Origin of the sequence: Streptomyces sp. ISL-87 (genome assembly GCF_018614095.1) — a bacterium.
In the GTDB taxonomy this organism is placed as follows: domain Bacteria; phylum Actinomycetota; class Actinomycetes; order Streptomycetales; family Streptomycetaceae; genus Streptomyces.
In genome coordinates this window covers 1-24,193 of sequence record NZ_JAGGOY010000033.1, presented here as the reverse complement: position 1 = coordinate 24,193, position 24,193 = coordinate 1, and the positions used below count along the sequence as shown (strand labels likewise).

Annotated in this window: 29 protein-coding genes and 1 pseudogene; 14 read left to right on the top strand and 16 right to left on the bottom strand. The window is 69.4% G+C overall.

Features of this window, described 5'->3' with window-relative positions; translation table 11 throughout:
- Positions 1–39 precede the first annotated feature (39 nt).
- Positions 40–750: a SigE family RNA polymerase sigma factor gene (locus J7I97_RS12795; protein WP_214933988.1), complete on the top strand. Its 711-nt coding sequence runs from the start codon at positions 40–42 to the stop codon at positions 748–750.
- A gap of 472 nt (positions 751–1,222) precedes the next feature.
- On the opposite strand, the gene J7I97_RS12790 is transcribed toward J7I97_RS12795, so the two are convergent.
- Positions 1,223–1,921, bottom strand: coding sequence for a uridine kinase (locus J7I97_RS12790; protein WP_214934007.1), 699 nt, complete (start codon positions 1,919–1,921; stop codon positions 1,223–1,225).
- 53 nt (positions 1,922–1,974) lie between these two features.
- On the opposite strand from J7I97_RS12790, the gene J7I97_RS12785 reads away from it, so the two are divergent.
- Positions 1,975–2,322: a hypothetical protein gene (locus J7I97_RS12785; protein WP_214933987.1), complete on the top strand. Its 348-nt coding sequence runs from the start codon at positions 1,975–1,977 to the stop codon at positions 2,320–2,322.
- A gap of 83 nt (positions 2,323–2,405) precedes the next feature.
- Here J7I97_RS12785 and J7I97_RS12780 read toward each other — a convergent pair whose 3' ends face one another.
- From J7I97_RS12780 to deoC, 3 genes are read right to left on the bottom strand one after another with little or no spacing between them, the layout of a single operon-like run.
- Positions 2,406–3,305 carry an aldehyde dehydrogenase family protein gene (locus J7I97_RS12780; RefSeq protein ID WP_214933985.1) on the bottom strand — a complete coding sequence of 300 codons (900 nt, stop codon included), beginning with the start codon at positions 3,303–3,305 and terminating at the stop codon, positions 2,406–2,408.
- Positions 3,298–4,734, bottom strand: coding sequence for an aldehyde dehydrogenase family protein (locus J7I97_RS12775; RefSeq protein WP_214933983.1), 1,437 nt, complete (start codon positions 4,732–4,734; stop codon positions 3,298–3,300). The genes J7I97_RS12780 and J7I97_RS12775 overlap by 8 nt, the downstream gene beginning before the upstream one ends.
- Positions 4,735–4,739: 5 nt before the next feature.
- Positions 4,740–5,708, bottom strand: coding sequence for a deoxyribose-phosphate aldolase (deoC, locus tag J7I97_RS12770; protein WP_374103586.1), 969 nt, complete (start codon positions 5,706–5,708; stop codon positions 4,740–4,742).
- Positions 5,709–5,967: 259 nt separating this feature from the next.
- On the opposite strand from deoC, the gene J7I97_RS12765 reads away from it, so the two are divergent.
- From J7I97_RS12765 to J7I97_RS12745, 5 genes are all read left to right on the top strand, one after another.
- On the top strand, positions 5,968–6,924 hold the full coding sequence (locus J7I97_RS12765; RefSeq protein ID WP_214933981.1) for a hypothetical protein: 957 nt from the start codon (positions 5,968–5,970) through the stop codon (positions 6,922–6,924).
- Between the two features lie 132 nt (positions 6,925–7,056).
- Positions 7,057–7,701 (top strand): class F sortase, encoded by a 645-nt coding sequence (locus J7I97_RS12760; protein WP_214933979.1) that lies wholly within the window; start codon positions 7,057–7,059, stop codon positions 7,699–7,701.
- Positions 7,702–7,737: 36 nt separating this feature from the next.
- Positions 7,738–8,361 carry a PH domain-containing protein gene (locus J7I97_RS12755; RefSeq protein WP_214933977.1) on the top strand — a complete coding sequence of 208 codons (624 nt, stop codon included), beginning with the start codon at positions 7,738–7,740 and terminating at the stop codon, positions 8,359–8,361.
- A gap of 54 nt (positions 8,362–8,415) precedes the next feature.
- Complete coding sequence (locus tag J7I97_RS12750; RefSeq protein ID WP_214933975.1) at positions 8,416–8,988, top strand: VanZ family protein; 573 nt, start codon at positions 8,416–8,418, stop codon at positions 8,986–8,988.
- A 41-nt stretch (positions 8,989–9,029) separates the two neighbouring features.
- On the top strand, positions 9,030–9,233 hold the full coding sequence (locus J7I97_RS12745; RefSeq protein WP_214933972.1) for a PspC domain-containing protein: 204 nt from the start codon (positions 9,030–9,032) through the stop codon (positions 9,231–9,233).
- 28 nt (positions 9,234–9,261) lie between these two features.
- Here the strand turns inward: J7I97_RS12745 and J7I97_RS12740 are convergent, their stop codons facing one another.
- The 3 genes from J7I97_RS12740 to J7I97_RS12730 form a co-directional block, all read right to left on the bottom strand.
- Positions 9,262–10,026, bottom strand: a complete 765-nt coding sequence (locus J7I97_RS12740; RefSeq protein WP_251058751.1) for a hypothetical protein — start codon at positions 10,024–10,026, stop codon at positions 9,262–9,264.
- A gap of 131 nt (positions 10,027–10,157) precedes the next feature.
- The gene (locus J7I97_RS12735; protein WP_214933968.1) at positions 10,158–10,427 is read right to left on the bottom strand and encodes a hypothetical protein; all 270 of its coding nucleotides are present in this window, start codon (positions 10,425–10,427) and stop codon (positions 10,158–10,160) included.
- 137 nt (positions 10,428–10,564) lie between these two features.
- The gene (locus tag J7I97_RS12730) at positions 10,565–11,713 is read right to left on the bottom strand and encodes an adenosine deaminase (protein WP_214933966.1); all 1,149 of its coding nucleotides are present in this window, start codon (positions 11,711–11,713) and stop codon (positions 10,565–10,567) included.
- Positions 11,714–11,827: 114 nt separating this feature from the next.
- Here J7I97_RS12730 and J7I97_RS12725 point away from each other — a divergent pair, with 114 nt between their 5' ends.
- Positions 11,828–12,556, top strand: coding sequence for an alpha/beta hydrolase (locus J7I97_RS12725; RefSeq protein ID WP_214933964.1), 729 nt, complete (start codon positions 11,828–11,830; stop codon positions 12,554–12,556).
- Positions 12,557–12,701: 145 nt separating this feature from the next.
- Positions 12,702–13,070, top strand: coding sequence for a cupin domain-containing protein (locus tag J7I97_RS12720; RefSeq protein WP_214933962.1), 369 nt, complete (start codon positions 12,702–12,704; stop codon positions 13,068–13,070).
- 35 nt (positions 13,071–13,105) lie between these two features.
- Here the strand turns inward: J7I97_RS12720 and J7I97_RS40275 are convergent, their stop codons facing one another.
- Entirely contained in the window at positions 13,106–13,312 is a 207-nt protein-coding gene (locus J7I97_RS40275; protein ID WP_374195467.1) for a hypothetical protein, read from the bottom strand.
- Between the two features lie 56 nt (positions 13,313–13,368).
- On the opposite strand from J7I97_RS40275, the gene J7I97_RS38415 reads away from it, so the two are divergent.
- Both J7I97_RS38415 and J7I97_RS38410 read left to right on the top strand, forming a co-directional pair.
- Positions 13,369–13,668, top strand: a complete 300-nt coding sequence (locus tag J7I97_RS38415; RefSeq protein ID WP_251058750.1) for a hypothetical protein — start codon at positions 13,369–13,371, stop codon at positions 13,666–13,668.
- Positions 13,669–13,725: 57 nt separating this feature from the next.
- Positions 13,726–14,028, top strand: coding sequence for a LuxR C-terminal-related transcriptional regulator (locus J7I97_RS38410; protein WP_251058754.1), 303 nt, complete (start codon positions 13,726–13,728; stop codon positions 14,026–14,028).
- A gap of 75 nt (positions 14,029–14,103) precedes the next feature.
- On the opposite strand, the gene J7I97_RS12705 is transcribed toward J7I97_RS38410, so the two are convergent.
- Positions 14,104–14,844, bottom strand: a complete 741-nt coding sequence (locus J7I97_RS12705) for a hypothetical protein (protein ID WP_214933958.1) — start codon at positions 14,842–14,844, stop codon at positions 14,104–14,106.
- Between the two features lie 147 nt (positions 14,845–14,991).
- Entirely contained in the window at positions 14,992–15,297 is a 306-nt protein-coding gene (locus tag J7I97_RS38405; protein ID WP_251058748.1) for a hypothetical protein, read from the bottom strand.
- Between the two features lie 122 nt (positions 15,298–15,419).
- Here J7I97_RS38405 and J7I97_RS12695 point away from each other — a divergent pair, with 122 nt between their 5' ends.
- Positions 15,420–15,761, top strand: coding sequence for a hypothetical protein (locus J7I97_RS12695; RefSeq protein WP_214933956.1), 342 nt, complete (start codon positions 15,420–15,422; stop codon positions 15,759–15,761).
- Between the two features lie 401 nt (positions 15,762–16,162).
- Here J7I97_RS12695 and J7I97_RS12690 read toward each other — a convergent pair whose 3' ends face one another.
- The 4 genes from J7I97_RS12690 to J7I97_RS12675 all read right to left on the bottom strand — a co-directional run bounded on the left by J7I97_RS12690 (position 16,163) and on the right by J7I97_RS12675 (position 19,163).
- Entirely contained in the window at positions 16,163–16,561 is a 399-nt protein-coding gene (locus tag J7I97_RS12690) for an ester cyclase (RefSeq protein WP_214934001.1), read from the bottom strand.
- 135 nt (positions 16,562–16,696) lie between these two features.
- Positions 16,697–17,257, bottom strand: a complete 561-nt coding sequence (locus J7I97_RS12685; protein WP_308369362.1) for a hypothetical protein — start codon at positions 17,255–17,257, stop codon at positions 16,697–16,699.
- Positions 17,258–17,277: 20 nt separating this feature from the next.
- Entirely contained in the window at positions 17,278–18,378 is a 1,101-nt protein-coding gene (locus tag J7I97_RS12680; RefSeq protein ID WP_214933953.1) for a M20 family metallopeptidase, read from the bottom strand.
- A gap of 77 nt (positions 18,379–18,455) precedes the next feature.
- Complete coding sequence (locus tag J7I97_RS12675; protein ID WP_214933951.1) at positions 18,456–19,163, bottom strand: hypothetical protein; 708 nt, start codon at positions 19,161–19,163, stop codon at positions 18,456–18,458.
- 259 nt (positions 19,164–19,422) lie between these two features.
- Between J7I97_RS12675 and J7I97_RS12670 the strand changes: the two are divergent.
- Positions 19,423–20,591, top strand: a pseudogene (locus tag J7I97_RS12670) (IS3 family transposase); the annotation flags it as partial.
- 979 nt (positions 20,592–21,570) lie between these two features.
- Here J7I97_RS12670 and J7I97_RS12665 read toward each other — a convergent pair.
- The gene (locus tag J7I97_RS12665) at positions 21,571–22,341 is read right to left on the bottom strand and encodes an alpha-ketoglutarate-dependent dioxygenase AlkB (RefSeq protein ID WP_214933949.1); all 771 of its coding nucleotides are present in this window, start codon (positions 22,339–22,341) and stop codon (positions 21,571–21,573) included.
- Entirely contained in the window at positions 22,325–23,554 is a 1,230-nt protein-coding gene (locus tag J7I97_RS12660; protein WP_214933947.1) for a hypothetical protein, read from the bottom strand. The genes J7I97_RS12665 and J7I97_RS12660 overlap by 17 nt, the downstream gene beginning before the upstream one ends.
- A gap of 113 nt (positions 23,555–23,667) precedes the next feature.
- Between J7I97_RS12660 and J7I97_RS12655 the strand changes: the two genes are divergently transcribed.
- Positions 23,668–24,000 (top strand): transposase family protein, encoded by a 333-nt coding sequence (locus tag J7I97_RS12655; protein ID WP_214933945.1) that lies wholly within the window; start codon positions 23,668–23,670, stop codon positions 23,998–24,000.
- Positions 24,001–24,193 lie beyond the last annotated feature (193 nt).

Genomic DNA, 24,193 nt, shown 5'->3' with positions numbered 1-24,193 from the left:
CCAGCGGACCCAAGCAGACTCCACGACGGGGGGCGCGAGATGAACACGCTGCACAGCACCACCACCAGCGCGGTTGTCACGCGGCTGCACGATGTGAACCGCCGGGCAGGTGTCCGTACGGTGGCGGTCACCCGCCAGCGGCCGGCGCACGTAGTGGCCATCGACGCGAACACGTACCGGCCGGCGACGGCTGTTTCACCCTCGCCCACGCCCTCACCCTCCTCCTCGTCGGAAGCCGAGTTCACGGCGTACGTCCAGGAGCGGCGGGCCGCCCTCTACGCGACGGCCTTCCACCTCACCGGCGACCGGCACGAGGCCGAGGACCTGCTGCAGAGCGCGCTGTTCTCGACGTACCGCGCCTGGGACCGGATCAGCGACAAGGCCGCCGTCGGCGGGTACCTGCGCCGCACGATGACGAACCTGCACATCAGCGCGTGGCGCCGGCGGAAGCTGAACGAGTACCCGACGGAGGAGCTCCCGGAGACCGCCTCGGACACGGACGCGATGCGGGGTACGGAGCTGCGCGCGGTGCTGTGGCAGGCGCTGGCCCGCATTCCGGAACCGCAGCGGACGATGCTGGTGCTGCGGTACTACGAAGGCCGGACCGACCCGGAGATCGCCGAGATCCTGGGCATCAGCGTCGGCACGGTGAAGTCGAGCATCTGGCGGTCGCTTCGGCGGCTGCGGGAGGACGAGGCGCTGAGCTTCGGCCGCGACGAGGCGGAGTCCTTCGGGGAGCTCGTCGCGTAGCGCGCACCACCACAAAGACCATGGGGCCAGGGGGCCCGTCCTGCGGGGGTGGGACGGGGGCCGCGGGGGGCCACGGGGGGAGAGGGCGGGATCAGGCGGCCGGGGGTCCGCATGATCCCGCCTTCTCGTATGCACGGGCTGAACGGGCCACACCTCCAGCCCCGCCGGGCCAGCTCCGCCCCGCCGGGCCAGCTGGCCAAGTGACTCCAGCCTCGCCGCGCCATCAGGGCCGGGCCAGATCCAGCCTCGCCGCGCCATCAGGCCAACGGTCCGGCACATCCAGCCTCGCCGGCGTTTGAGGCGCGGGGTCTGGGGCGGAGCCCCAGGGAACCCGGCTCCGCCGGGCACCGGGCTCTGCCCGGACCCGCGCCTCAAACGCCGGCGAGGCTGAAATTGTCCCCGGCGGAGCCGGATGGTGCGGCCCGGCGGAGCCGGATGGGTCGCCGAGGCCGCCCTCGTGTCGCAGGCCGGTTTACGCAGGGGCGGTGGTGCGGTGGCGGCCGGCTGCGGCGGCGGCCAGGCGGCCCAGGGCCTCGTCGCGGCCGCAGGCATGGGCGCCGAGGGCGGTGTGGCGGGCCACGATGCCCCGTTCCGCGCGCATCAGCCGGTAGCCCCTGCGCAGCAGGAACAGGACCGACTTGCGGCCCTCGCGCAGGTCACGCGCCAGCCGCCGGCGGAACGTCGTCGACGGGCGGCCGCGCAGGCAGATCGCGTCGGCCAGCAGGCCGAGTTCCTGGCAGCGCGCGGCGATGTCGGCCGCGAAGATGCCCTCTGCGATGAAGAGCGGGGTCCGGGATATGTCCAGGGCCTCCACCCCCGTGCGGGAGCTGGTCGCGATGTCGTACACCGGGACCTCCGTACGGCCCGTGGCGCAGAGGTCCGCGATCGCAGCGACGGCGGTGTCCGCGTCCCACGACAACGGCGAGTCCCAGTCGATGTCGGAGCTTCCCCCGACCAGCGGGAGGGTCGGGTCGTCGCCTTCCTTGTAGAAGTCGTCCAGCCGCAGCACGGGCAGCCCGGAACGGGCCGCCAGCGAGGACTTGCCGGAACCTGAAGGTCCGGTCAACAGCACAACACGCGTAGGCAAAGGAGAGGAACAGCTCACGGGACACCAGTGTGAACTATTACCTCGCCCAGGGGATGCACCCGGCGGCCGGTTGGTATCGAGGATCACACCTCGACTACGCTGCGTGCGCACGCGACTACGACCTCAGGCGGGATCCCATGGCACGTCACGCAGCCCCTCACACCTCCACACTGCGCACCGCAGGCCTGACCCTCTCCATGGCCGGAGCGGCCCTGGCGATGGCCGCCGGCGGTGCGCAGGCCGGCGAGCTGTCGGTCCCGGCGGCTCTGGCGGGGGTCACCGACCCGCTGACGAACCTCAAGGTGAACCCGCTGGCCCACACCGGCGTGGACCCGCTGGACAACGGCATCGCCACCAAGGTCGCGGACTTCCCCGCCGTCGGCACCGGCATGGTCACCGGCACGCTGACCCAGGGCCCCTCGGTCGGTGAACTGCCCACCGCCGCCGCGTCCTCGCTCCTCGGGCCGCTGCTCCCGGGGGCGTGAAGGCATGAAAAGGCCCCGGCAGTGCGGGGGACACTGCCGGGGCCGGTCTTCGGGCGGGGCCGGTCCTAGTGCCGTGACCGGCACTAGTAGGACGAGCCGCCCGCGCCCAGCGAACCCGTGGGGTGCCAGACGGTCTTGGTCTCCAGGAACGCCGTCATGCGCGACGTGCCCGGGTCGGCGTTCCAGTCGTCCACAGGCTGTGGACGCAGAACGCGCTTGAGGTTGTCCGCCGCCGCGATCTCCAGCTCCTTGGCCAGGGCCGCATCGGCGCCGGCCAGGTCGATCGCGTTGACGTCCTGGTGGGAGGCCAGGTGCGGGCCCATCTCGCCGGCCTTGCCGGACAGGATGTTGACCACGCCGCCGGGCAGGTCGGAGGTGGCGAGTACCTCACCCAGGGAGAGGGCCGGGAGCGGCGCCTTCTCCGAGGCGATCACGACCGCCGTGTTGCCCGTCGCGATGACCGGGGCGATCACCGAGACCAGGCCCAGGAAGGACGACTCCTGCGGGGCGACGACCGTCACGACACCCGTCGGCTCCGGGGTGGACAGGTTGAAGAACGGGCCCGCGACCGGGTTGGCCCCGCCCACGATCTGGCTGATCTTGTCGGTCCAGCCCGCGTACCAGACCCAGCGGTCGATGGCCGCGTCCACGACGGCGGCGGCCTTCGACTTGGACAGGCCCTCGGCCTCGCCGACCTCGCGGACGAACTGCTCCCGGCGGCCCTCCAGCATCTCGGCGATGCGGTAGAGGATCTGCCCGCGGTTGTACGCGGTCGCACCCGACCAGCCCCCGAAGGCCTTGCGGGCGGCGACGACCGCGTCACGGGCGTCCTTGCGGGAGGACAGCGGGGCGTTGGCCAGCCACTTGCCCTTGGAGTCCGTCACCTCGTACACCCGGCCGCTCTCGGAGCGGGGGAACTTGCCCCCGACGTACAGCTTGTAGGTCTTGAAGACGTTCAGGCGGGTCGCAGAAGACTCAGACATCGAGGTAGCCCTCCAGGCCGTGGCGACCGCCCTCGCGGCCGAAGCCCGACTCCTTGTAGCCGCCGAAGGGCGAGGTCGGGTCGAACTTGTTGAACGTGTTGGCCCACACCACACCCGCGCGGAGCTGGCCCGCGACCGCGAGGATGCGGGAGCCCTTCTCCGTCCAGATGCCTGCGGACAGGCCGTACTGGCTGTTGTTGGCCTTGGCCACGGCCTCGTCGGGCGTACGGAAGGTCAGCACGGACAGCACCGGGCCGAAGATCTCGTCGCGGGCGACGGTGTGCGCCTGGGTGACGTTCGTGAAGAGCGTCGGGGCGAACCAGTAGCCGGCGGACGGCAGCTCGCAGGCCGGGGACCAGCGCTCGGCGCCCTCGGCCTCGCCGGTCTCCGCGAGCGCGGTGATCCGGGCGAGCTGCTCGGCGGAGTTGATCGCGCCGATGTCGGTGTTCTTGTCCAGCGGGTCGCCGAGGCGCAGCGTGGACAGGCGCCGCTTGAGGGAGTCAAGCAGCTCGTCGTGGATCGACTCCTGGACCAGCAGGCGGGAGCCCGCGCAGCAGACCTGGCCCTGGTTGAAGAAGATGCCGTTGACGATGCCCTCGACGGCCTGGTCGATGGGGGCGTCGTCGAAGACGATGTTGGCGCCCTTGCCGCCCAGCTCCAGGGTGACCTTCTTGTCGGTGCCGGCGACGTGGCGGGCGATCTTCTTGCCCACGGCCGTCGAGCCGGTGAAGGCGACCTTGTTGACGTCCGGGTGCTCGACGAGGGCCGCGCCCGCGTCGCCGTAGCCCGTGAGGATGTTGACGACACCCTTGGGCAGGCCCGCCTGGCGGCAGATGTCCGCGAAGAAGAGAGCGGAGAGCGGGGTGGTCTCGGCGGGCTTGAGGACGACCGTGTTGCCGGTCGCGAGCGCCGGGGCGATCTTCCACGCGAGCATCAGCAGCGGGAAGTTCCACGGGATGACCTGGCCGGCCACGCCGAGCGGGCGCGGGTTCGCGCCGTAGCCCGCGTGGTCGAGCTTGTCGGCCCAGCCCGCGTAGTAGAAGAAGTGCGCGGCGACCAGCGGGAGGTCCGCGTCGCGGGTCTCCTTGATCGGCTTGCCGTTGTCCAGGGTCTCCAGGACGGCCAGCTCGCGGCTGCGCTCCTGAATGATCCGGGCGATGCGGAAGAGGTACTTGGCGCGCTCGGAGCCGGGCAGCGCGGACCACTTCTCGAACGCCTTGCGGGCGGCCTTGACGGCGCGGTCGACGTCGGCGGCACCGGCCTGGGCGACCTCGGCCAGGACTTCCTCGGAGGACGGCGAGACGGTCTTGAAGACCCTGCCGTCGGCGGCGTCGGTGAACTCACCGTCGATGAAGAGCCCGTAGGAGGGGGCGATGTCGACGACCGAGCGGGACTCGGGAGCCGGTGCGTACTCGAAGAGGGATGCCATGGTGATCAGTCCACCGTCACGTAGTCGGGACCGGAGTAACGCCCGGTGCTCAGCTTCTGGCGCTGCATGAGCAGGTCGTTCAGCAGGCTGGAGGCGCCGAAACGGAACCAGTGGTTGGACAGCCAGTCCTCGCCCACAGTCTCGTTGACCAGGACCAGGAACTTGATGGCGTCCTTGGTGGTCCGGATGCCGCCGGCCGGCTTCACACCGATCTGGATTCCAGTCTGCGCCTTGAAGTCGCGGACGGCTTCGAGCATGAGCAGGGTGTTCGCGGGGGTGGCGTTCACCGCGACCTTGCCGGTGGAGGTCTTGATGAAGTCGGCGCCCGCGAGCATGCCGATCCAGGAGGCGCGGCGGATGTTGTCGTAGGTCGACAGCTCACCGGTCTCGAAGATGACCTTGAGCCGGGCGGCGCTGCCGTCCTCGCGGACGCACGCCTCCTTGACGGCCTTGATCAGCTCGTACGTGTCGAGGTAGCGGCCGGCGAGGAAGGCGCCACGGTCGATGACCATGTCGATCTCGTCGGCGCCGGCGGCGACGGCGTCACGGGTGTCGGCCAGCTTGACCGGCAGAGCGGCGCGGCCCGCCGGGAAGGCGGTGGCGACGGAGGCGATCTTGACGTCGGCGCCGTGCAGGGCGGCCTTGGCGGTGGCCACCATGTCGGGGTAGACGCAGACCGCGGCGGTCATGGGGGTGGTGCGGTCGGTCGGATCGGGATTGACGGCCTTGGCGGCGAGCGCCCGGACCTTGCCCGGGGTGTCCGCGCCTTCCAGCGTCGTCAGGTCGATCATCGAGATGGCCAGGTCGATGGCGTACGCCTTGGCCGTGGTCTTGATCGAGCGGGTGCCGAGCGCCGCCGCGCGTGCTTCCAGGCCGACGGCGTCGACGCCGGGAAGCCCGTGAAGGAAGCGGCGCAGTGCGCTGTCGGACGTCGTCACGTCAGCGAATGCGGGGAGGGTGGTGGGCATGGTCACCACATGAGCATATCTACGCGCGTAGCGGCCTGTCACCCCCTCCCCTGAAATCGCCCGGAACTCCACCCCTGCCGCCCGTGCCGCACAAGGGTTCGCTGTGACAGGCCAGTAACAGGAATCCCATCGTCCACACGCACAAGATCACTAATGTTTTCTTCAGCAGCCCGCCACACCTGACCCGGTCGAAACACACCGATACAGACGCAACGCGGCATGCGACTCTCCTCCACTTTTCCTCACCAGGCTTCAAGGAGTCGTTATGCGTTCCGCCCTCGCCCTCCGCACCTCCCTCGTCACCGCCGTCATCACCGGAACCCTCCTCGCCCCGGCCGCCGCCGCTGCCTTCGCAGCCACCCCGCAGACCGTGGCGTCGACGTACGGCACCGTGTCGGACAACAGCCGCTACGAGGGCGAGCCCGTCTACATCGGCGAGGGCCTGGTCGCGGTGCTGCGCAACAAGGCCGAGGGCCCCGAGGCCTGGATCCGCGTGGTCGGCGCCGGCTGGAAGCCCGGCGACACCTACCTGGTGCGGGTGGCGGGCCTGCTGAACCGCACCCACACCGGCGAGACGGTGAACGGGCTGGAGCTGAAGCTCACCAAGGCGGACACGGCGACCCCCGTCCTCACGGTCACCAAGGCGGGTGTCACCAAGTCCTACCCGCTGCCGAAGGCCGAGTCCGGCCAGAGCTGCGACTCCGCGCACAAGACGCTGCCGATCGGCGCCGGCGTGAGCGCCGAGCTGTCGATGTCCGCCAGCGGCCCGAAGGCCCTCATCCGGTTCGCCGGCTCCGACAAGGTGTGGCGCACCCTCGACCGCAACTCCTCCGCGCTGCCCGACTCGGACGGCATGTACCTGCGCATCGCCAACGCGAGCGGCGCCAAGCCCGCGCTGGAGTGGAAGACCCAGGGCGGCAACGCGCCGGTCCAGAACACCGACTTCCCCGCGCTCCCCAAGGGCTGCAAGCTCGACTACCCGGTGAAGGACGACACCGCCACGGCGAAGCCGACCACGGCCAAGCCCACCACGGTGTCGAACACCACCACGCAGACCAAGGGCCAGACCGCCGTGGTTCCGCAGGGCGCGGTCGCGGCGGGCGCCGAGGTCACCGCCCAGGACAGCGACAACACCACCACCCTGGCGGCGGGCGCCGGTCTCCTCGCGGTCTTCGCCGCCCTCGGTGCGGGCGCCCTGCGCCGTCGCCGTAGCAACGTCTGATCAGCAACGCCTAATCAGCAACGGCTGATCAGCAACGTCTGATCCGGCTGACGCGCAGCGGTAACACCCTTCCCTCCCCTTCGGCGGGCCACCCTCGTGGTGGCCCGCCGGTCCCCGTTCAGGAGTTCCCCGATGTCCCGCGCCACCGTCCGCGCCGCCCTGCTGCTCGCCCCGGTCGCCCTCGCCGCCCTCACCGGCTGCGGGAGCGGCGGTGCCCCCGCGGCCACCCCGCCGGCGCATGTCGTCCCGACCTCGGCCGCCCCCGTACCCGCCGCCTCCTCGGCCTCGGCCTCGGCCTCCGCCCGGGCCGCGTCCGTCACGCCCATGCCCGCCTCGGAGCCGGTACGGGTACGCGTGCCCTCCGCCGGCGTCGACACCTCCCCGGTGCTGCGGCTCGGCCTGGCCGCCGATCAGACGGTCGAGGTGCCCTCCGTGGCGGACGCCGACAAGATCGGCTGGTACACCAAGGGCGTCACCCCGGGTGAGACCGGGCCCGCCGTGCTGATCGGCCACTTCGACACCGCCCGCGGCCCGGCCGTACTCAAGAGCGTGTCGAAGGTCCGCACCGGCGACGAGATCACGGTCTCCCGCGCCGACGGCAGGACCGCCGTCTTCCGCGTACGGGAACTGGAGCAGGTCGACAAGAAGCACTTCCCGACCGCCAAGGTGTACGGGAACACCACGCACCCGGAGCTGCGGGTGATCACCTGCGGCGGCGAGATCACGGACGGCCACCGGCCCGACAACATCATCCTGTACGCCGATCTCGTGCGCTGATCCCCCCAGGCGGCGCAGTGAGGCACAATCGGCCCCATGAGCAGCCAGCAGCCCACTGACGAACCGGTCTACGACGATCGGGTCTACCGGTCCCCCATGGGCGTCGTCACCGGGGTGCTGCTCCTCGCGCTGACGGTGTGGCTCTGCGGGGACGCCGTGGTACGGGGGTCGGGGGCCACGCGGTGGATCGCGCTGGCGACCGCCCTGTGCGTCGTACCGCTGACGGTGGCCTTCACCCTGCGGCCCGCGGTCTTCGCCAACGACAACCGGCTGCGGATCCGCAACCCCTTCCGGTGCATCGAGCTCCCGTGGGCTTCGGTCGACGCCGTGCGGGCCGGCTACTCGGCCGAGGTGCTCGCGGAGGGCAAGAAGTACCAGCTCTGGTCCGTGCCCGTCTCGCTGCGGGAGCGCAAGAAGGCCAACCGGCAGCAGTTCAGCCGCCGCCGCGGGCTGACCGGCACGGGCGTGCAGGACGGCGTGGCCGCCGAGCCGGCGCGGGCAGGCGCCGACAAGGTCGTGGGCGAGCTGCGCGAGCTGGCCGAGCGCGGGGCCGCGCGGCGCGGCGCCCAGGGCAGCGGCAAGGTCCGGTGGTCGTACGAGATCATCGTGCCCGCCGTGGTCGGCGCGGTGGCGCTGATCGTGCTCCTCGCCACACTCTGAGCCGCACCCCGACCAGGCGGAACCGCGGCTACCGCCCGGCGCGTCCTCGCAGGTGTGCAGCGCATTGAGGCCGGCCACAGCGCCACCACCGCCACCACCACCGCCATCCTTCTCCGGCTCCGTCTCGCGGGCTGGGTCCTGCTGGCGGCCCATCTCCTCCTCGTCGGCTGGCTGACTCTGCGGCCCCTGGACGTGCCCTGGGCGGAGGCCGCGAATCTGACGCCGCTGGAGGGGATCAAGGCGGACCTGGCCTACGGCCCGCTGGAGGCCGCCCGGCGGATCGGCAAGGGTCTGGCGCTGCTCGCTCCGCTCGGGGTGCTGCTGCCGCTGGTCAGCGGGCGGCTGGCGCCCTCGCCCTCGGGCGCGTTGTCTTCGCTGGCCCGGACGGCCGCCGCGGGCGTGCTGTTCTCGCTCAGCATCGAGATGCTCCAGAGCTCGGTCCCCGGCCAGGTCGTGGACGTGGACTCCGTGCTGCTGAACGCCGTCGGTGTCGCGCTGGCCCACGTGGCCGTCGTACCGGCGCTGCGCGCCAGGCTCCGGCGTTCTCAGGGGCCCACCCCGAGAATTACCAGGGTCGGGCTCGGCCCCTGGACCGAGGTTCTGTCGGCGGTACCGCGCGAGTATTGAGGCGTCGCAGGAAAGCGATCCCGATACGAAGGAGAAACCCCATGAGCGCGATTTCCCGCCCCCGTGACGGCCGGATGATCGGCGGAGTCTGCGCCGGTCTCGCGCGACGCTTCGGAATGTCGGCGAAGACGATGCGCGTCATCTTCGTCGTCTCGTGCCTGCTCCCCGGCCCGCAGTTCCTGATCTACCTGGCGCTGTGGCTGCTGCTGCCGAACGAGAAGCCGGCCGCGAACGCCGCCTGGTAGGCGAGTACCCGGTAGGCGAGTATGAAAATCAGCCCGCGCGCCGGACCTTCTCCAGCTGCTTGTCCGCCACTTCCTGCGGCACCCGCGCCTTCTGCTGGGCCGCGGCCACGTTGAGGGCCGTCAGCCGGACGATGGTGGTGCCCTCGCGGACGATGACCAGGTGCACCTGCGCCGAGGCGCCCTTGGCGGCCACGGTCGTGGTCCAGCTGACACTCTCGTCGCCTGCGGTCTTGTACGGGGCGAGCCGCATGTCCCGGTAGCTGCCGGTCTGCTTCCCGATGGTGGCGGAGAATCCCGTACCGCAGGCGGTGACCGCTTCCCTCAGCCGGACGATGAGCCGCTTGGCGTCGCTCTCGGTGTAGGAGCTGACGGAGGCGGCGACGGCGAGTCCGACCTGCTTCTGCGATCCGACGCCGCGGTTGACGGTCTCGCGGGCGGCCGGGTCGGGCTGGTCGCCCATGACGTCGGCCAGCGGCTGGCAGGCCTTCTTGTCGGCCTGCGGCTGGCCCTTGGGCGCGTTGGGGTTGCTCTGGGCGGAGATCTGATACCCGGCCAGGTCGCCCTGTTCCAGGGCGGACCGCTCCAGCTTGCTGCCACTGGTCTTGGGCGTGGCCGGTGCGCCGGATCCGGCCGGTCCTCCGGAGGCGCCGGGCGCTGCTGATGTCCCCGATGCGGCCGCGGAACCCTTGAGGTCCGGGGCCTTGCCCGCCGACGGGGCGTCCGCACCGCCGCATCCCGCGGCGGCGAACAGCAGGACGGGGAGCAGCGCGACCGTGGTCACTCGTGCCTTCATGCGCATGATCCGGACCTCATACCCCTTGCTTCGGCGGGCGGTTGGTGGCGATCGTGGCACACGGCGCGACGGGGCGCACACCTCCTCGAAGAGGCGTACGCCCACCGCACACGTGCACGTATCGTCGGCTGTCAGCCGCCGAGGCCGTTGAGGGCGCCGGTGGCCGGGGCCAGGCCGCCGAGCAGGCCGGTGACCGGGGCGGTCGGGTCGCTGGACTGCTGACCCTCCTCGGGGCTCACCTGCTGCTGGCTGGTGAGGCCCTGGACCGCGGTGGTGGCGGTGCCCAGCGTTTCGGCGACGCCGACGGCGGGAACGGCGGCAGAGGCGGTACCGCCGGCGACGGCGGCGAAGGCGGCACCGAGAGCGGCGGCACCGAGGGTCTTGGCAGCTGACTTCTTCATGAAGAATTCCTTGCGACGGGGAATTGAGCGGCTCCGCAAACTAGTCACTTCAAACCCCGTCCCGCAAACATCATTAAATACGAGAAAGCGCCCGGGAATTGCCTCTCCCGGGCGCTTTCAGTACGTCATGCCTTGGCCTACGCCGAGACGGAACCGCTGGTCGAAGCGGTCTGCTGGAACAGCCATTCCGACTTCAGCTCCGCGTAACCCGGCTTGATCACCTCGTTGATCATGGCCAGTCGTTCATCGAAAGGAATGAACGCGGACTTCATCGCATTGACGGTGAACCACTGCATGTCGTCGAGCGAGTAGCCGAAGGTGTCGACCAGGTGCTCGAACTCGCGGCTCATGCTGGTGCCGCTCATCAGCCGGTTGTCGGTGTTGACGGTCAGCCTGAAGTGCAGCTTTCGCAGCAGGCCGATCGGGTGCTCCGCGTAGGAGGCGGCGGCCGCCGTCTGCAGGTTCGAGGTCGGGCACATCTCCAGGGGGATGCGCTTGTCCCGGACGTACGAGGCCAGCCGGCCCAGCGTCACCGAGCCGTCGGCGGCGACCTCGATGTCATCGATGATCTTCACGCCGTGACCCAGGCGGTCGGCGCCGCACCACTGCAGGGCCTGCCAGATCGACGGCAGGCCGAAGGCCTCGCCCGCGTGGATGGTGAAGTGGTTGTTCTCGCGCTTGAGGTACTCGAAGGCGTCGAGGTGGCGGGTGGGAGGGAACCCGGCCTCGGCACCGGCGATGTCGAAGCCGACCACACCGTTGTCGCGGTAGCGGTTGGCCAGCTCGGCGATCTCCAGCGCGCGGGCCGCGTGGCGCATGGCCGTCAGCAGCGCACCGATGCGGATGCGGTGACCGTTGGCCTTCGCACGGCGCTCGCCCTCGCGGAAGCCGTCGTTCACGGCCTCGACGACCTCTTCGAGGGTGAGGCCGGCTTCCAGGTGCTGCTCGGGGGCGTAGCGGATCTCGGCGTACACGACGCCGTCCTCGGCCAGGTCCTCTGCGCACTCGGCGGCGACCCGGAAGAGGGCCGCCTTCGTCTGCATGACGGCGCAGGTGTGCGCGAACGTCTCCAGATAGCGCGGGAGGGAGCCGGAGTCGGCGGCTTCCCGGAACCAGATGCCGAGCTTGTCGGCGTCGGTCTCGGGAAGGTTCTCGTAGCCGGCCTCGCGGGCCAGCTCGATGATGGTCCCGGGGCGCAGTCCACCGTCGAGGTGGTCGTGGAGCAGCACCTTCGGGGAGCGGCGGATCTGATCCGGGGTGGGCAGGTTGGGGGTCTCGCTCGTCATCTGGGCACTCTAGCTCCTACGCGCGTAGAGCGTGGCGTCGGCGACGGCCGTCGATACGTAACAGTGACCGTGCGGACGGGTGGCGTACACCTCTACATCTGAGACTGTTCCGCCATGGCACAGCATGCGCCGCCGGCGCGCGGGGCCCGCCTGGGGCGGGCGGCCGGCGCGAACGGCTCGGTCTCGACGGGAAGCACAGTCAACGGGGCGGTCCTCCTGCTCCCCGGGGCGTCCAGATTGTCCCCCGGTCCGGTACGCGCGCTCGCGCGGGCACTGGCCCGGGCGGGCGGGGCGGAGGGGCTGGTCGCGCACACGGTCCGGTACGGGTCGGGCACCCGGGAGCAGGACGCGGCGTGGGCGGTGGAGGAGGCGGTACGCAGGTACGGGGACGTGCCCATATGCCTGGCCGGCTACGACGCGGGGGGACGGGCGGCCTTGCGGGCTGCGGGGCACGAGGCCGTCAACTCGGTTCTGGCACTCGCCCCCTGCCTGCCCGAGGCGGCGGCCGCGGACGCCCCTGAACCGGTGAAACAGCTGGCGGGGCGCCAGGTCCTGATCGTGCACGGGACCAATGACGCCCGGAGCGACCCGGAGTTGTCCTTCCGGCTGGCGGCACGGGCGAAGAAGGCGAATCGTTCCACGTGCCGCTTCGAGGTGCATTCGGACGGGCACGGGCTTCGGGAGCACCAGACCGAAGTGGTGGCGCTGTCGGTGGATTTCATCCTGGGCGCCATGCTCTCGGGCCGGTACTCGCGGCCGGTGACGGACGCGCTGGCGGCCCCGCCTCCGCTGGGGCTGCGGATGCCGCTGGCCTCGGGCTTCGGGCGGTCGCTGCGCGGATGAGGGGGCGGGGCCGCTGCCCGCGCGGCGGCCCCCTCGACGGCTGCCGCACACGCTCCGGCGAGGACTCCGTCGGAGCGTGCGCGGCGCGGTCCGCGCGTAAGGTGAGGAGTGGACTCGGGGTCCTTTGTGCCGGGAGGCGATCGCCATGGCCGGATTGGTGCGCAGGAGCTTCGACAGTGCGGATGAGACCCGTCCGTTCGCGGACGGCAAGGGCAGGCTGGACCTGATCCAGGCGGACGGCGGCCCCGTCGGCCGCGCGGTGTTCGAGCCGGGCTGGCGCTGGTCGGAGCACATCAAGCCGCTGGCCGGTACGGAAAGCTGCCAGTCCGCTCACACGGGGTACGTGGTGAGCGGCAAGATGCACGTCGTGATGGACAACGGGGACGCCGACGACTACGGCCCCGGCGACTTCATGCAGATCTCACCCGGGCACGACGCGTGGGTCGTGGGCGACGAACAGTGTGTAGCCGTGGACTGGACCGGCTTCGGCGACTACGCGAAGGCCGCCGGCTGACGCCGCTCAGGCGATCGGCAGCCAGATCGGGTTGGTCAAGGCTGCCATGGGGCCCGGTAGGGGCGGGGCCGTGGAGGGGTGACGGATCTCCGCCCGGACGCCGACTGACCCGCTTGACCGAGCAGCGTGACGGCCTCGTCCAGGATGCGGGCCGCCCCGCCGGCCGTCGGGGCGGTGGCGAGGATGTACGCATGGTGCCGCGCGCCCGTCGGGGCGCGCCGGACCGTGCCGCCCCGAGGCACCGCCAGCTGGACCCGGACCACCCCGGGCACCGCGCGGGTCGGGCCGACTGGAGCGGGTGACCGACCTGGGCGCGGTGCGGGGGCTGATCGCGGAGCTGGTGGCGGTGGCCGAGCGGGAGGTGCTGACCTCGCAGCCGGGCGGGGGCCGGCCGCTGGAGACGCTGGAGGAGTCCATCGGACGGGACGAGTCGCTGCTGGCGCGCGGGGTCCGGATGCGGACGATCTACCAGCACACGGCGCGCTACTCGCGGCCGACGGCGGCGTACGTGGAGCGGGTGACGGCGCTGGGCGCGCAGGTACGGACGCTGGGCGACGGGCTGATGCGGATGCTGATCTCGACCGGCACACGGGCCTGATGGCGGTGCCGGACCGGGGCGGCGCTGGTGGTGCGGGAGCCCAATGTCGTGCACTTCATGACGTCGGCGTTCGAGCGGTCCTGGCTGGGCGCGGAGCTTTTCCCGACGACGGTGAGCCCGGAGGCGGCCCGGTCGATCTCGGACGAGCTGCGGCAGACGATCGTACGGCTGCTGCCGGAGGGGCTGGAGGACAAGGTGATCGCGCGGCGGCTGGGGATGCCGGAGCGGACGTGTCAGCGGCACATCGCGGAGATCATGCGGGCGGTGGGCGCCAAGTCCCGTTTCCAGGCCGGGTACTTGCTGTCGTCGCTGCCGGATCCCGCGGCAGTCCCGGTGGCCGCGCCCGAGGCGGATCGCTGACGGGCGGATCGCTGACGGGCGGATCGCTGACGGGCGGATCGCTGACGGGCGGATCGCTGACGGGGCCGGAGGCGCTCAGCGGGCGTACGAGCCGATGCCGACCAGGCAGTACACGTACTCGTTGATGGCGATCCCGTTGCGGGTGTAGCGGTAGGAGAACGCGTACTCCGTCTTGGGGTTGTCGTTGCATTCGTTCAGGTCCGATGTGAACGGGAACCTCTCGATCACCCGGTAGTGCGCGTCGGACGCCGAACAGGAGACCTCGTCCACGCCGCTGACGCTCTTCGGGGTCGTCGAGTCCGGCAGCGTGCCGTTGAGGCAGGTGCCGCGGTCGAACGGGCTGGGGGCGGCCTCGGAGGGCGGGGCGACGGGATCGGTCGCGGTGTCGGACGGGCTGTCGGTCGCGGTGTCCACCGGGTCCGGGGCCGGCGCCGGCGCGGGCGACCAGGAGCTGTACGAGGTGGTGGGTGTCGCGGTGGCAGTGTCGGCGCTGTCGTCATCTCCGCTGTTCAGCCAGACCAGGCTGGCTATCACGGCCCCCACGACTCCGAGCGCCACCAGGCATCCGCGTGCGCCCGAGGCGCCCGCCGATCCGGGCTGCCCAGGGACCGGGGCCGGGCCCGTGGCGCCCGCGGCCGGGGCCACCCGGACGCGCAGCAGCACCTCGTCGTCGCCGAGGCGGGCCCGGACGAGGTCGCCGTCCCGGGAGGGCGGGATCCTGAGGCGGGCGGTGCCGGTCGCCAGGGGCACGGTGAGGATCACGCCGTACCTGGCCTGCTGCGGGGTGAGCGTTACGGGGATCTCTTGCGACGACACCGGCTGCTCCAAGGGGTGTTGTTGGTGCGGACGCTGACGGACCCTCACGGATTGTGCCCGGTACACGCATGGTGACGCAGGCATTCCGCCGGTTCGGGCCGCTCGCACGCCGGCTCCGGCTAGACCCGTACTTCGCGGGTCGTTGTTTTAGGTCTGTGGCCAGCGGGTTTGTGTGATGTCGGTGTCGAGGAGGTCGAGGAGGTGGAGTTGGACGCCGCGGTTGATCTGGACGGTTGGCGGGTCGGTGACGTTGCCGATCCGCAGGGTGAGTTCGCCGAGGTGGTAGAGGATCAGCCGGCCGGTGGGGCGGATCCGTCGGTTGTCCGGATAGAGGCCGATCATGGTCTCTTCGGGGCCCAGAGCGCGTCTGACCTGCCGCTCGATCAGGCAGAAGACCAGCAGGGCCAGGCAGATCACCTGGATCAGCGCGGCGACGCGCCGGTTGTGCTGCACGAAGACCGGTGCGACCGCGAGGGGGCCCTTGAAGTCGTGATAGCGCCGTTCGACCGCGCCCTGGCCCTTGTAATGGATCAGTACCTGGGCCGGGCCGGCCTTCTCCGCCCGGGACGCTGGTGATGAGCGCGTACCAGCCGTCGACCGCTGCTTCGGCCTCCGAGACCGCCCGCTGCACCGGCTACGTCAACGCCCTCGCCCGGGGCAAGAAGCGCTTCACGCCCCAGAACGTCGACGAGCTGCGGCGCCTCCTCGAGGAGGACCTGAGGCTCCACCAGGAACAGATGCCGGCCGGCTACCGGAAGGCGTACGACCAGATCAGCCGCGGTCTCGACGTCCCCTCGAAGGCGACCGCCGCCGCCACTGCCACCGCCGCCACCGCCGCCACCGCCGCACCGGCCTCGGTGCGCCGCGCCCTCGCCCACCAGCTCCAGCGCGACCGGCTCAGGGGCGACGAGGCCTGACCCGGCGCAGGCGCGTTGACCCTGCGCCGCCACCAGCCGGCGCATCACCCCGCCCTGGAGGTGCTCGTCCTCGTACGTCCTGATCATGCGCACGGCGGCCTCGTCCGGAAGGGGCCTCGGCCAGCCGCCCGCAGGCATCCGGGGCGCCTGGGTGAGGTGGGCGCGGACGAACCAGTCGGGATCGCGTCAGGGTGCTGGAGCACGGCGCGCACGACGGCGTCGGGCAGGATCCGGTCGCGGCACATCACCATCCGTACGGCCGGTCGGCCGACCGTCGGCGAGCAGCCGCAGCAGGACCTCCTCGGGGCTGCCGGATTGAGCGCGACCCCGGCGGGCCGCCGCTCCGGCAGCAGTTCCGCGGCCGCCCAGATCTGAAAAGAGCTCAGACCGGTGACGGGCGGTCAGTCGGCCTGCGGCCACGCCCAGCCAAGCTGGAGGAACAACCCGAGGCGGTCGCTGACGGCCCGGATCTGCGTGATCCGGCCGTCGGCCAGCGTGAAGATCCAGATGGCCTCGTTCTCGAAGCTCCGGCCGGTCGGCTCGGGCATGCGCGGATGGACTCCGCCATGCACACCGCCCTGGGTCACCCGGGCGACCACGCGGTCAGCCTCTCCGATCAGCTCGTCCACGCGCACCGTGAGCGGGTCGAAGGCGGCCACCTGCTGGCGCAATCCCTCGAATGCGGCCCCCGGCTCGTCGGCCTCACCGTGAATGATCTTGTTGTGATCCACCACGTCGGCTGCTACGAACCTCGGAAGGTCCTCCAGCCGGCGGTCGCTGACTGCCTCGAAGAAGCCCAGGACTGCGCGCTTGTTGTCGTCCGCGACGGTGGTGACGCCCCCTCATATCTGATCAACTACTGGTCGGCCCGAGCCTAGCTGCGCCCTCAAAGGCCCCGAACGCCAACCCTGGCGTGACACGACCCGCCGAGCCGGCTACTCCTCGACCCGTGCCCACCGCTTGATGACGTCCGCTGCCGAAGGCGGCGCAGGCCAGACCTGAAGCCGAACCTCCTCGAGGGTCTCGGGCTCCCCTTCGAAGTCGAGGGTGCTGACGGCGGCAGCGAGGTTCCGCCGGGAGGCCCGGAGCCGGGTCCACCCGGCGGGCAGCTCGAACCGTGCCGCGTCGGGGAAGTAGTCGGTGCAGCCCAGCACGACGAGCCGCCCCGAGGCCACGCGCAGGCTCGCCTCGACGACGTGGTCGAAGCCGGCGCTGTCGTCGTCCGGCCGGTCTGCGAGTACGTGGACAGCGACCGCCACGGTGTAGTTGACCGCGGTACGGATGGCCAGGGCGTCGTCCGTGACGCCGAGCCCGTCCAGGACGCTCTGCCCGGTCCACACGTCGCTGAAGTCCGCCTCGGATTCCTCGTCCAGGACATGGATCTGGGAGTAGTCCGCGAAGAGTTCAAGGTGAGTCGCCGCAGGGGCATCTTCCCCGGTGCCCCCGATGGGCCCGGACAGCGGGATGGCTGCCGGCTGCTGATCCGCCGCGGCCACCGCTTTCGACTCTCGTCGTCCTACGTGCCGCGGATCGCCTTCACCAGTCCGGCAACAAGGTTCGCCCGCTCGGCCATGACGTCGATCACCAGGTACTCGTGGTCGGCGTGGGCGCCGCCCCCGACTGCTCCGAGGCCGTCGAGTGTCGGCACCCCCAATGCGGCCGTGAAGTTGCCGTCGCTTCCTCCGCCGACGGACTTGCCTTCGAGGCCGGGCAGCAGCTGCCGTGCCACCGCGAAGAGTCCGGCCGACGCCGACTCGGGCATCGGGGGCCGGCTGACAGCCCCCTGAACCGAGATCTCCGCCCCGTCGAGATGCGGAGCCAGCGCGGCGAAGGCCGATTCGATGCGTTCCTTCTCGCCGGCCTCCTCGACCCGGACGTCGACGATGACGGTCGCCTCTGCGGGGACGACGTTGTCCAGGGTTCCTGCGGACGCGACGGTCGGGGTGACGGTCGTACCGATGTCGGGGCGGCCCAGCGCTGCGATGTCCAGTACCTGGTGCGCTGCTTCGATCAGGGCGTTGACCCCGGCGGCGGGCTCAAGTCCTGCGTGCGACGCGCGGCCCGTGATGGAGACCTGGAACGTGCCGCAGCCCTTGCGGCCGGTCTTCAGGTCTCCGCCGTCAGCGGCGCCCTCGAGTACGAGTACGGCGCCGCAGGCAAGGGCCCGTTCTTCGATGAGAGCCCGCGAGGTACGGGAGCCGACCTCTTCGTCGGCGGTCACCAGGATCTCGACGCCTGACCGGTCGTCCAGCGTCGCCAGGCCGTGCACGGCCTGGACCAGACCGCCGAGCATGTCGAAGACCCCGGGGCCGGTGGCATGCCCGTCTTCGACCATGAACGGGCGGCGCTCAAGGGTGCCCAGCGGAAACACCGTGTCATGGTGACCGAGGATCAGCACCTTGGGATCGCCACCGGCCGACCAGTGGACGTGCGGCCCGGCTTCGCTCTCCACGAGGGCGGCGTGCCCGCCGAGGCGGCTCTCGATGACGGTGGCGACAGCTTTGGCCGAGGCGGTCAAGGCGTCGAGATCACGCGAGGGAGACTCGATTTCGACGAGTGTCCGGAGGTCCTCGATCATCGCGTCAACACTCACATCGACGGTCTTGTGCAGCGTCATGGTGCAAGGGTACTGAAGTTGAACGTGTTGACGTCGTCTGGCCGTCCGTGACGAGGCCCGCGACCCTTGCCCGCGCTCTACAGAGGATGTGGCGGCTGCCCGGCCGCCTCGGAGAGCAGGGCTGCCGCGACCGCCCGTACGTTCTCGTCCACATCGGCCCTGCCCAGGTTGTAGCGCAGGTGCGGCAGCAGCCCGGGGTCCTTGGCCAGCCTTGTGCGGACATCGGCGACCGCGTCGGCCGCCTCGGCCGCCGGGCGGCCGTCGGCGGCAACCTTGCGGGCGTGATCCGTGATGGTGGTGGTGAGGAAATCCAGCCGGGCCTCCCGGCGCAACCCCAACTCGGCGTACCCGTCCGGCTGGCCGGCGCGTCGCTGGGCGCGCTCGGCTTCGGCTCGTTCATTGATCGCGGTGGCTTCGACGACTGAGGCCTTGAACTTGGTCTTGAAGCCTTCTACCACTGTCTTCAACCGGCGGGTCAGCCACACGGCCCCGATGGAGGCGATGACCGCCAGGCACACCGTCTCCACGATGCCGATGCCGGCGCCGTGAGTACGCCAGTCGTGGACGTTGAGCCCGATCGCACCTGTCCAGGTGAAGATCATGCCGGTCGCCCACAGACCGGGCGCATCGCTTCTGCAGGCCCTGGCGGTGAGGTAGGCGACCTGAGTTGCGGCGGCTCCGGCGATCACGCCGCCCCACGAGCCGAGGAGCGGCATCAGCAGCGCACCGAGCGCCGCCCACACACCGATGAGTATCAGGACGTGGGTTTTGACTTGGGCCAGCATGTCGGCGAACCTTCCCATTCGGGAGGCCGCCCGCCCAAGCCCTGCTGCTGATCGGGTCGTCTCCGTCGGCGGCGCTTCGCACGTTCACCGCGTCGAGCCGCGCCCGAACCTAGCAAGCAGCGTGGCGAGGGCGCCAACGAAAACTGCAACGGCGGTTGCCCGGGGCAGCGTTGGCGGGGGATGCCGCGACTGAGGTGATCCCCGTGGTGTGGACACACCTAACAATGGATCTTCGTGGTCCTGGAAGGTGTAGATCTACGTGGCACGGCCCTCGAAGTACAGTGCGGAGTTCCGCTCCGACGCGATCGCGTTGTGGCGGGCTTCGGCTGGCAGGCGGACGTTCAAGGACGTCGCGGCCGATCTGAACGTCAACCCCGAGACTTTGCGGACCTGGGTGCGTGACGCCGACGGCCGTCCGGTCGCCGCCGTAGCGTCGCAGGACACCGAGGCCGAGTTGGCCCGGCTGCGGGCGGAGAACACCAGGCTGGCCAAGGCGGAGAAGGAATGGCAGCTCGAGCGGGAGATCCTGCGACGGGCAGCGGCCTATTTCGCCCGGGAGATGAAGTGAAGACCGCCGCTTGGGACTTCGTCTCCGCCCATGCCGAGATGTTCGGCATCAAGCGGATATGCCGGGTGCTGGAAGTCTCCCGCTCCGGCTACTACCGGTGGATCGCCGGCGCCGAGGCGCGGGCAGGGCGGCAGGCCGCCGAGGACGCCCTGGTCGAGGAGATCCACGAAATCCACGCCGGACACCGCGGGAACTACGGCCCGCCTCGAGTCCATGCCGAACTGCGCGGCTTCGGCCACACGGTCAACCGCAAACGGGTGGCCAGGCTGATGCGCAAGCACGGCATCGTCGGCCGTCACCTGCGGAAGAAGAAGCGCACCACGGTCCCGGACCGGCTCGCGCCGCCGGTGGCGGACCTGGTCCAGCGGGACTTCGCCGCTGTCACTCTGGACGAGAAGTGGTGCGGCGACATCACATACGTGCAGGTCGGGACCGCGTGGCTCTACCTCGCCTGCGTCATCGATATCCGTTCGCGCCGGGTGCTCGGCTACTCGATGGCCCCGCACATGCGGGCCGGGCTCGTCATCGACGCGCTCCAGGCCGCGGTCGCGGCCCGCGGCGGTGACGTCACCGGGGTGATCTTCCACGCGGACAGGGGCTCGCAATACACCTCGGCCGCGTTCGCCCAGGTCTGCGACCTGCACGGCATCCGCAGAAGCATGGGCAGGGTCGGCTCCAGCTACGACAACGCCCTCGCCGAGAGTTTCTGGCAGGGACTGAAACGAGAAACGATGCACGGGAAGCTGCTCTTGACGATGCGGCAGGCGAGGATGGAGATCTTCCAGTGGCTCACCTACTACAACGCCCGCCGACGCCACAGCGCGCTGGGCTACCTCCCCCCGATGGAGTTCGAACAGCAGCACCACCAGACAGCTACTCCAACTCGCAGCATGAACCCCTGTGTCCACACTGCGGGGGTCACCTCACTTGCGCCTTCCCGCGCAGCTGCGGTCAGCGCCTGCTCGTGGTTGCCCCGCTTGAGCGTGGCGGCAGAGCACTGTCCGCATTCGCCGGTTGCGGTGTGCTGCGGCGCTGTCTGGGTGACGAGTTGGCGCACGTGGAAGAAGGCGTCACGAGGGTCGTCCGCGCGGATTGTGTACCAGTGCCGGAGAGCTCGGGGGTGGGCAGCCCTGCTGCGATCTCGGGGCGCATCGGGAGATGCAGAAGATTGTCATGGTGCCGGATCAGGAAGATCCGGTCGAGGTGGTCGCAGGTGTCGGTCGGAGGCTGGGTGGTCTCCAACCATGCCAGGGCCTGCGTTCGCGTTCCGGGGCCCCAGAGGAGGTCGCACAGGTAGGTGGTGTTCTCCACCAGGGAATCGAACTCGAAGAGGGTGGGATCTTCTGTTTCTCCGGGGGAAAACACCCCTTGCACCAGTACGTACTCCCACGTGCCGCTCTCTTCGGCTGTGGGCAGGTATTCGGCGTGGCAAATCGTGACCCTGTCGCCTTGCGCCTCCCATCCGATTGCGACGGTCCTGCGGTCGACGGGGGCGGGATATAGGCGGCCTCCAGGCGTCGGGTGCCCCCACAGCTGACTGATGATCTCGGCCAGGCTGGAGAGCGTATATGCCGCGTCCACTGGCGTGGTGAGGTGGTACCCGTTTGGGTGGGCAACCATGTTCCGCAAGGTCTTGAGCGACTGCTCCCGTCCTCGGTTCCTCTGCCCTCGCAGTAGTCCTTCCCGTCGAGCCCATGTGTAAAGGTCGTTGAGCATGCCAGTGAATCCGGTCCACCGACGGGTCGGCCCCATCTGGATCTTGCGGCCCCGGAGCCGCCTGTACTGCTCGTAGAAGTCCGCGTAGCCGGTTGCGGGAGGGTTATTCAAAAGCCCTCAAGGTCAGACGGGCGGCATCAGATCGCTCTCGCTGATGGTGTACGTCAGCAGGGGGTAGATGAAGTCCGTTTCATTGTTCTCACGGCGCCGTAGTTGGTAAAACTCGCGCCTCTGCTCATCGTCGGCCGACATGAGGCGCGCACCCTGCGGGAGGTATACATGTCCGTCGCGAAACCGAACAAAGGTCTTTGACGTTCGAAAGGTTACACCCAACCATTGGTTGTCCGCCGTCTGGACGGGCGTATCTAATACGATTTTGTGCCTGAGTCGCCGATTCGAGTCGACAGAAAACGCGACGATACTGTTGTGGGCGAGGGGGATCTCGAACTTCTCGCCACCGGACCTCTTTGATTCGAAGATCAGCTTCCTCGGCGGGCTCGCTTCGGGATGTTGGTAGCAGGAGAAGACGGCGATAAACGACTCGTTGGCCAGATCGAGGGCTTGGTCGGAATGGCTGCCCATGGTTGTGTAAGCGTTCGTGTAGCTCTCGATGAGAGCGTTGTTGAAGCCGACCGAAAGCGCCGCACGTTCTTGAATCTGTTGCGCCAGCCGTTCGTGCACCGCCCGGAAACGCTGCGTCGGGCTGCTGTATCGATTGGTAGTACGTACGAGAGGCACACCACCCGCCTCGTCGATCTTGGTAAGCGCGGCGCCTCGCCGGCCTTTTCCTACGTCTTCCAAACGAGCCGACGCGGACAGCTCCACAAAGAGATTCTCCTCGGTTGGCAAAGCGCACGAGAGGATCTCATCCGAGATCCTAGACTCGGGGGGCAACGTAGTCTCCCGTGTTCATACTGAAGAGAAATTCGTCGCCGTAATCAATGAAGGACGAGGTCCTGTTCTCCTCGGCGTACAGCCTGCGCAGCTCGTTCATGCCGGCCGGTGTGGGTGGCCCCAGCTTCACCAAATCTCCGGCCACTTTGAGGAACGTGCGGCCGTTCTTGTGAACGGCTTCGGCGCTCGAACAGCGCACCACGTATCCCAGGCGGGTCGGGAGCAACTCGGCGTCCAACGTTGAGGGCCGGATTTCGTGCGTATACAGGCGGTTGGTGGACAGCGGCATGAAGAACACGGAGCCGGGGTAGAGAGTCAGGGTGAACTGCGGGGGGAGCGCGACCCCGTCGTGTTCTTCGGTCGGCTCCTTGAAGCGAAAGTGGAGTTTGGTCAGCCCGCTGGCACCCTTCACACCATAGTCGAAGGCGTCTTCGGCCAGGGGCTGCAGTTTGTCGAGCCGGTCATAGAAGGTGCAGAAGGCCATGATGCCATTGACGGGCATGTCCTTGGTCTTGTCGGCATGGGCCGAGATCTTGGCCTTGGACTGCTTGCGCTCGGCCGTGGCAAGGGTGTTGTGGTAGATCTGAGCGAGGACGTGATTTAGCGGTGCCTGGTTCCGGAAGACGGCGGCGGCCTCGCGGTTCAGAGCCTCGACGATGCGCGTGTCGGTCGGACGAAAGCTCTCGGTCGGCCCCGAGAGATTCGTGGAGCACCGGAGCAGGCGGAAATGTAGTTCGTCACCGTTTCGTGTGACGGGCGTCAGATAGATTCCGCTGCGATGGGCTGTTCCAGGCTTGGTGGACTCCGTCAGGGACTGGAACGCGTGCTCCGCACGGATCCGTCCGAAGTGATCGGCGCCGAGTCCGAAAAAGCGGCGGTAGTACACGCCGACGCCGTGTACGCGGATGGGAACTCGGCCGACGTCGACGACGGTCCAAGGTTTGTCGACGTCCTCGTGGTAACCGTGTGATAGCTCCCGGATAACGAATACCCGGGCAGCCGCATGCAGTTGGCGGCCGCTGATCCCGGATATATCGCCACACAGGTAGACAGTCTTCTGCGCGAGGTTGGGCGAACCAGAAGCAAGATCCTCTGGCGTGATTGTGGACCCGAAGAAGTCCCTGATCAAGTCATTATCTTGCAACATCGAAGGCGCAACCAAGGTGTTGCTCGCATCCTCGATGCAGGCTTCTGTTAGCTCTGTTGTGTACATCAAACGGTACCTGTCATTCGCAGATCTTGGTGGATTGCTCAAAACCGTGGATATGGCAACGGCCCGCACTCTTTCATTTGCGTCGCGAAGCGTAAACGAAAGGATACGGACCGTTGAACCTTGATGTTCTCACGGGGCTCGACAGCGGGCAACGGGTTCTGCTGTACGGGCGGTGTGCGGAGCTGCTCGGCGAGGTCGTGAGGCGGGGCGGACGGCCCGCGGCGATCGGGCTGTACCAATCGGTGATGCTGGTGGTCTGCCTGATGCGCAAGAACCTCACGCAGGAGGTCGCGGGTGCGGTCTTCGGTGTCAGCCAGTCCACGGTCAGCCGCCGCTGGGACCTGCTGAGGCCGATCATCCGGCGGGCCGTCGCGTCCTTCATCCCGCGCCCGCGGGATATCGCCGGAGCCGGAACGCTGCTAGTTCCGTTCTTCGCGGGTGGCTGATTCAGGTGGAGCTGTAGCTCGGCCGGTGTCCGGTCCGGGGGTGGTCGCGTTGGGCTGGGTGTGACGAAGTCTTCCCGGTCTCCGCGGCCCCGGACGGTGCGTCCGCGTATGGAATGCGTGGTCAGTGCCGTGGTGGAGAAGCGTCTGGGCGCTCTGCAGATACGACCTCAAACAGATCCAGACCGGCCTGGCG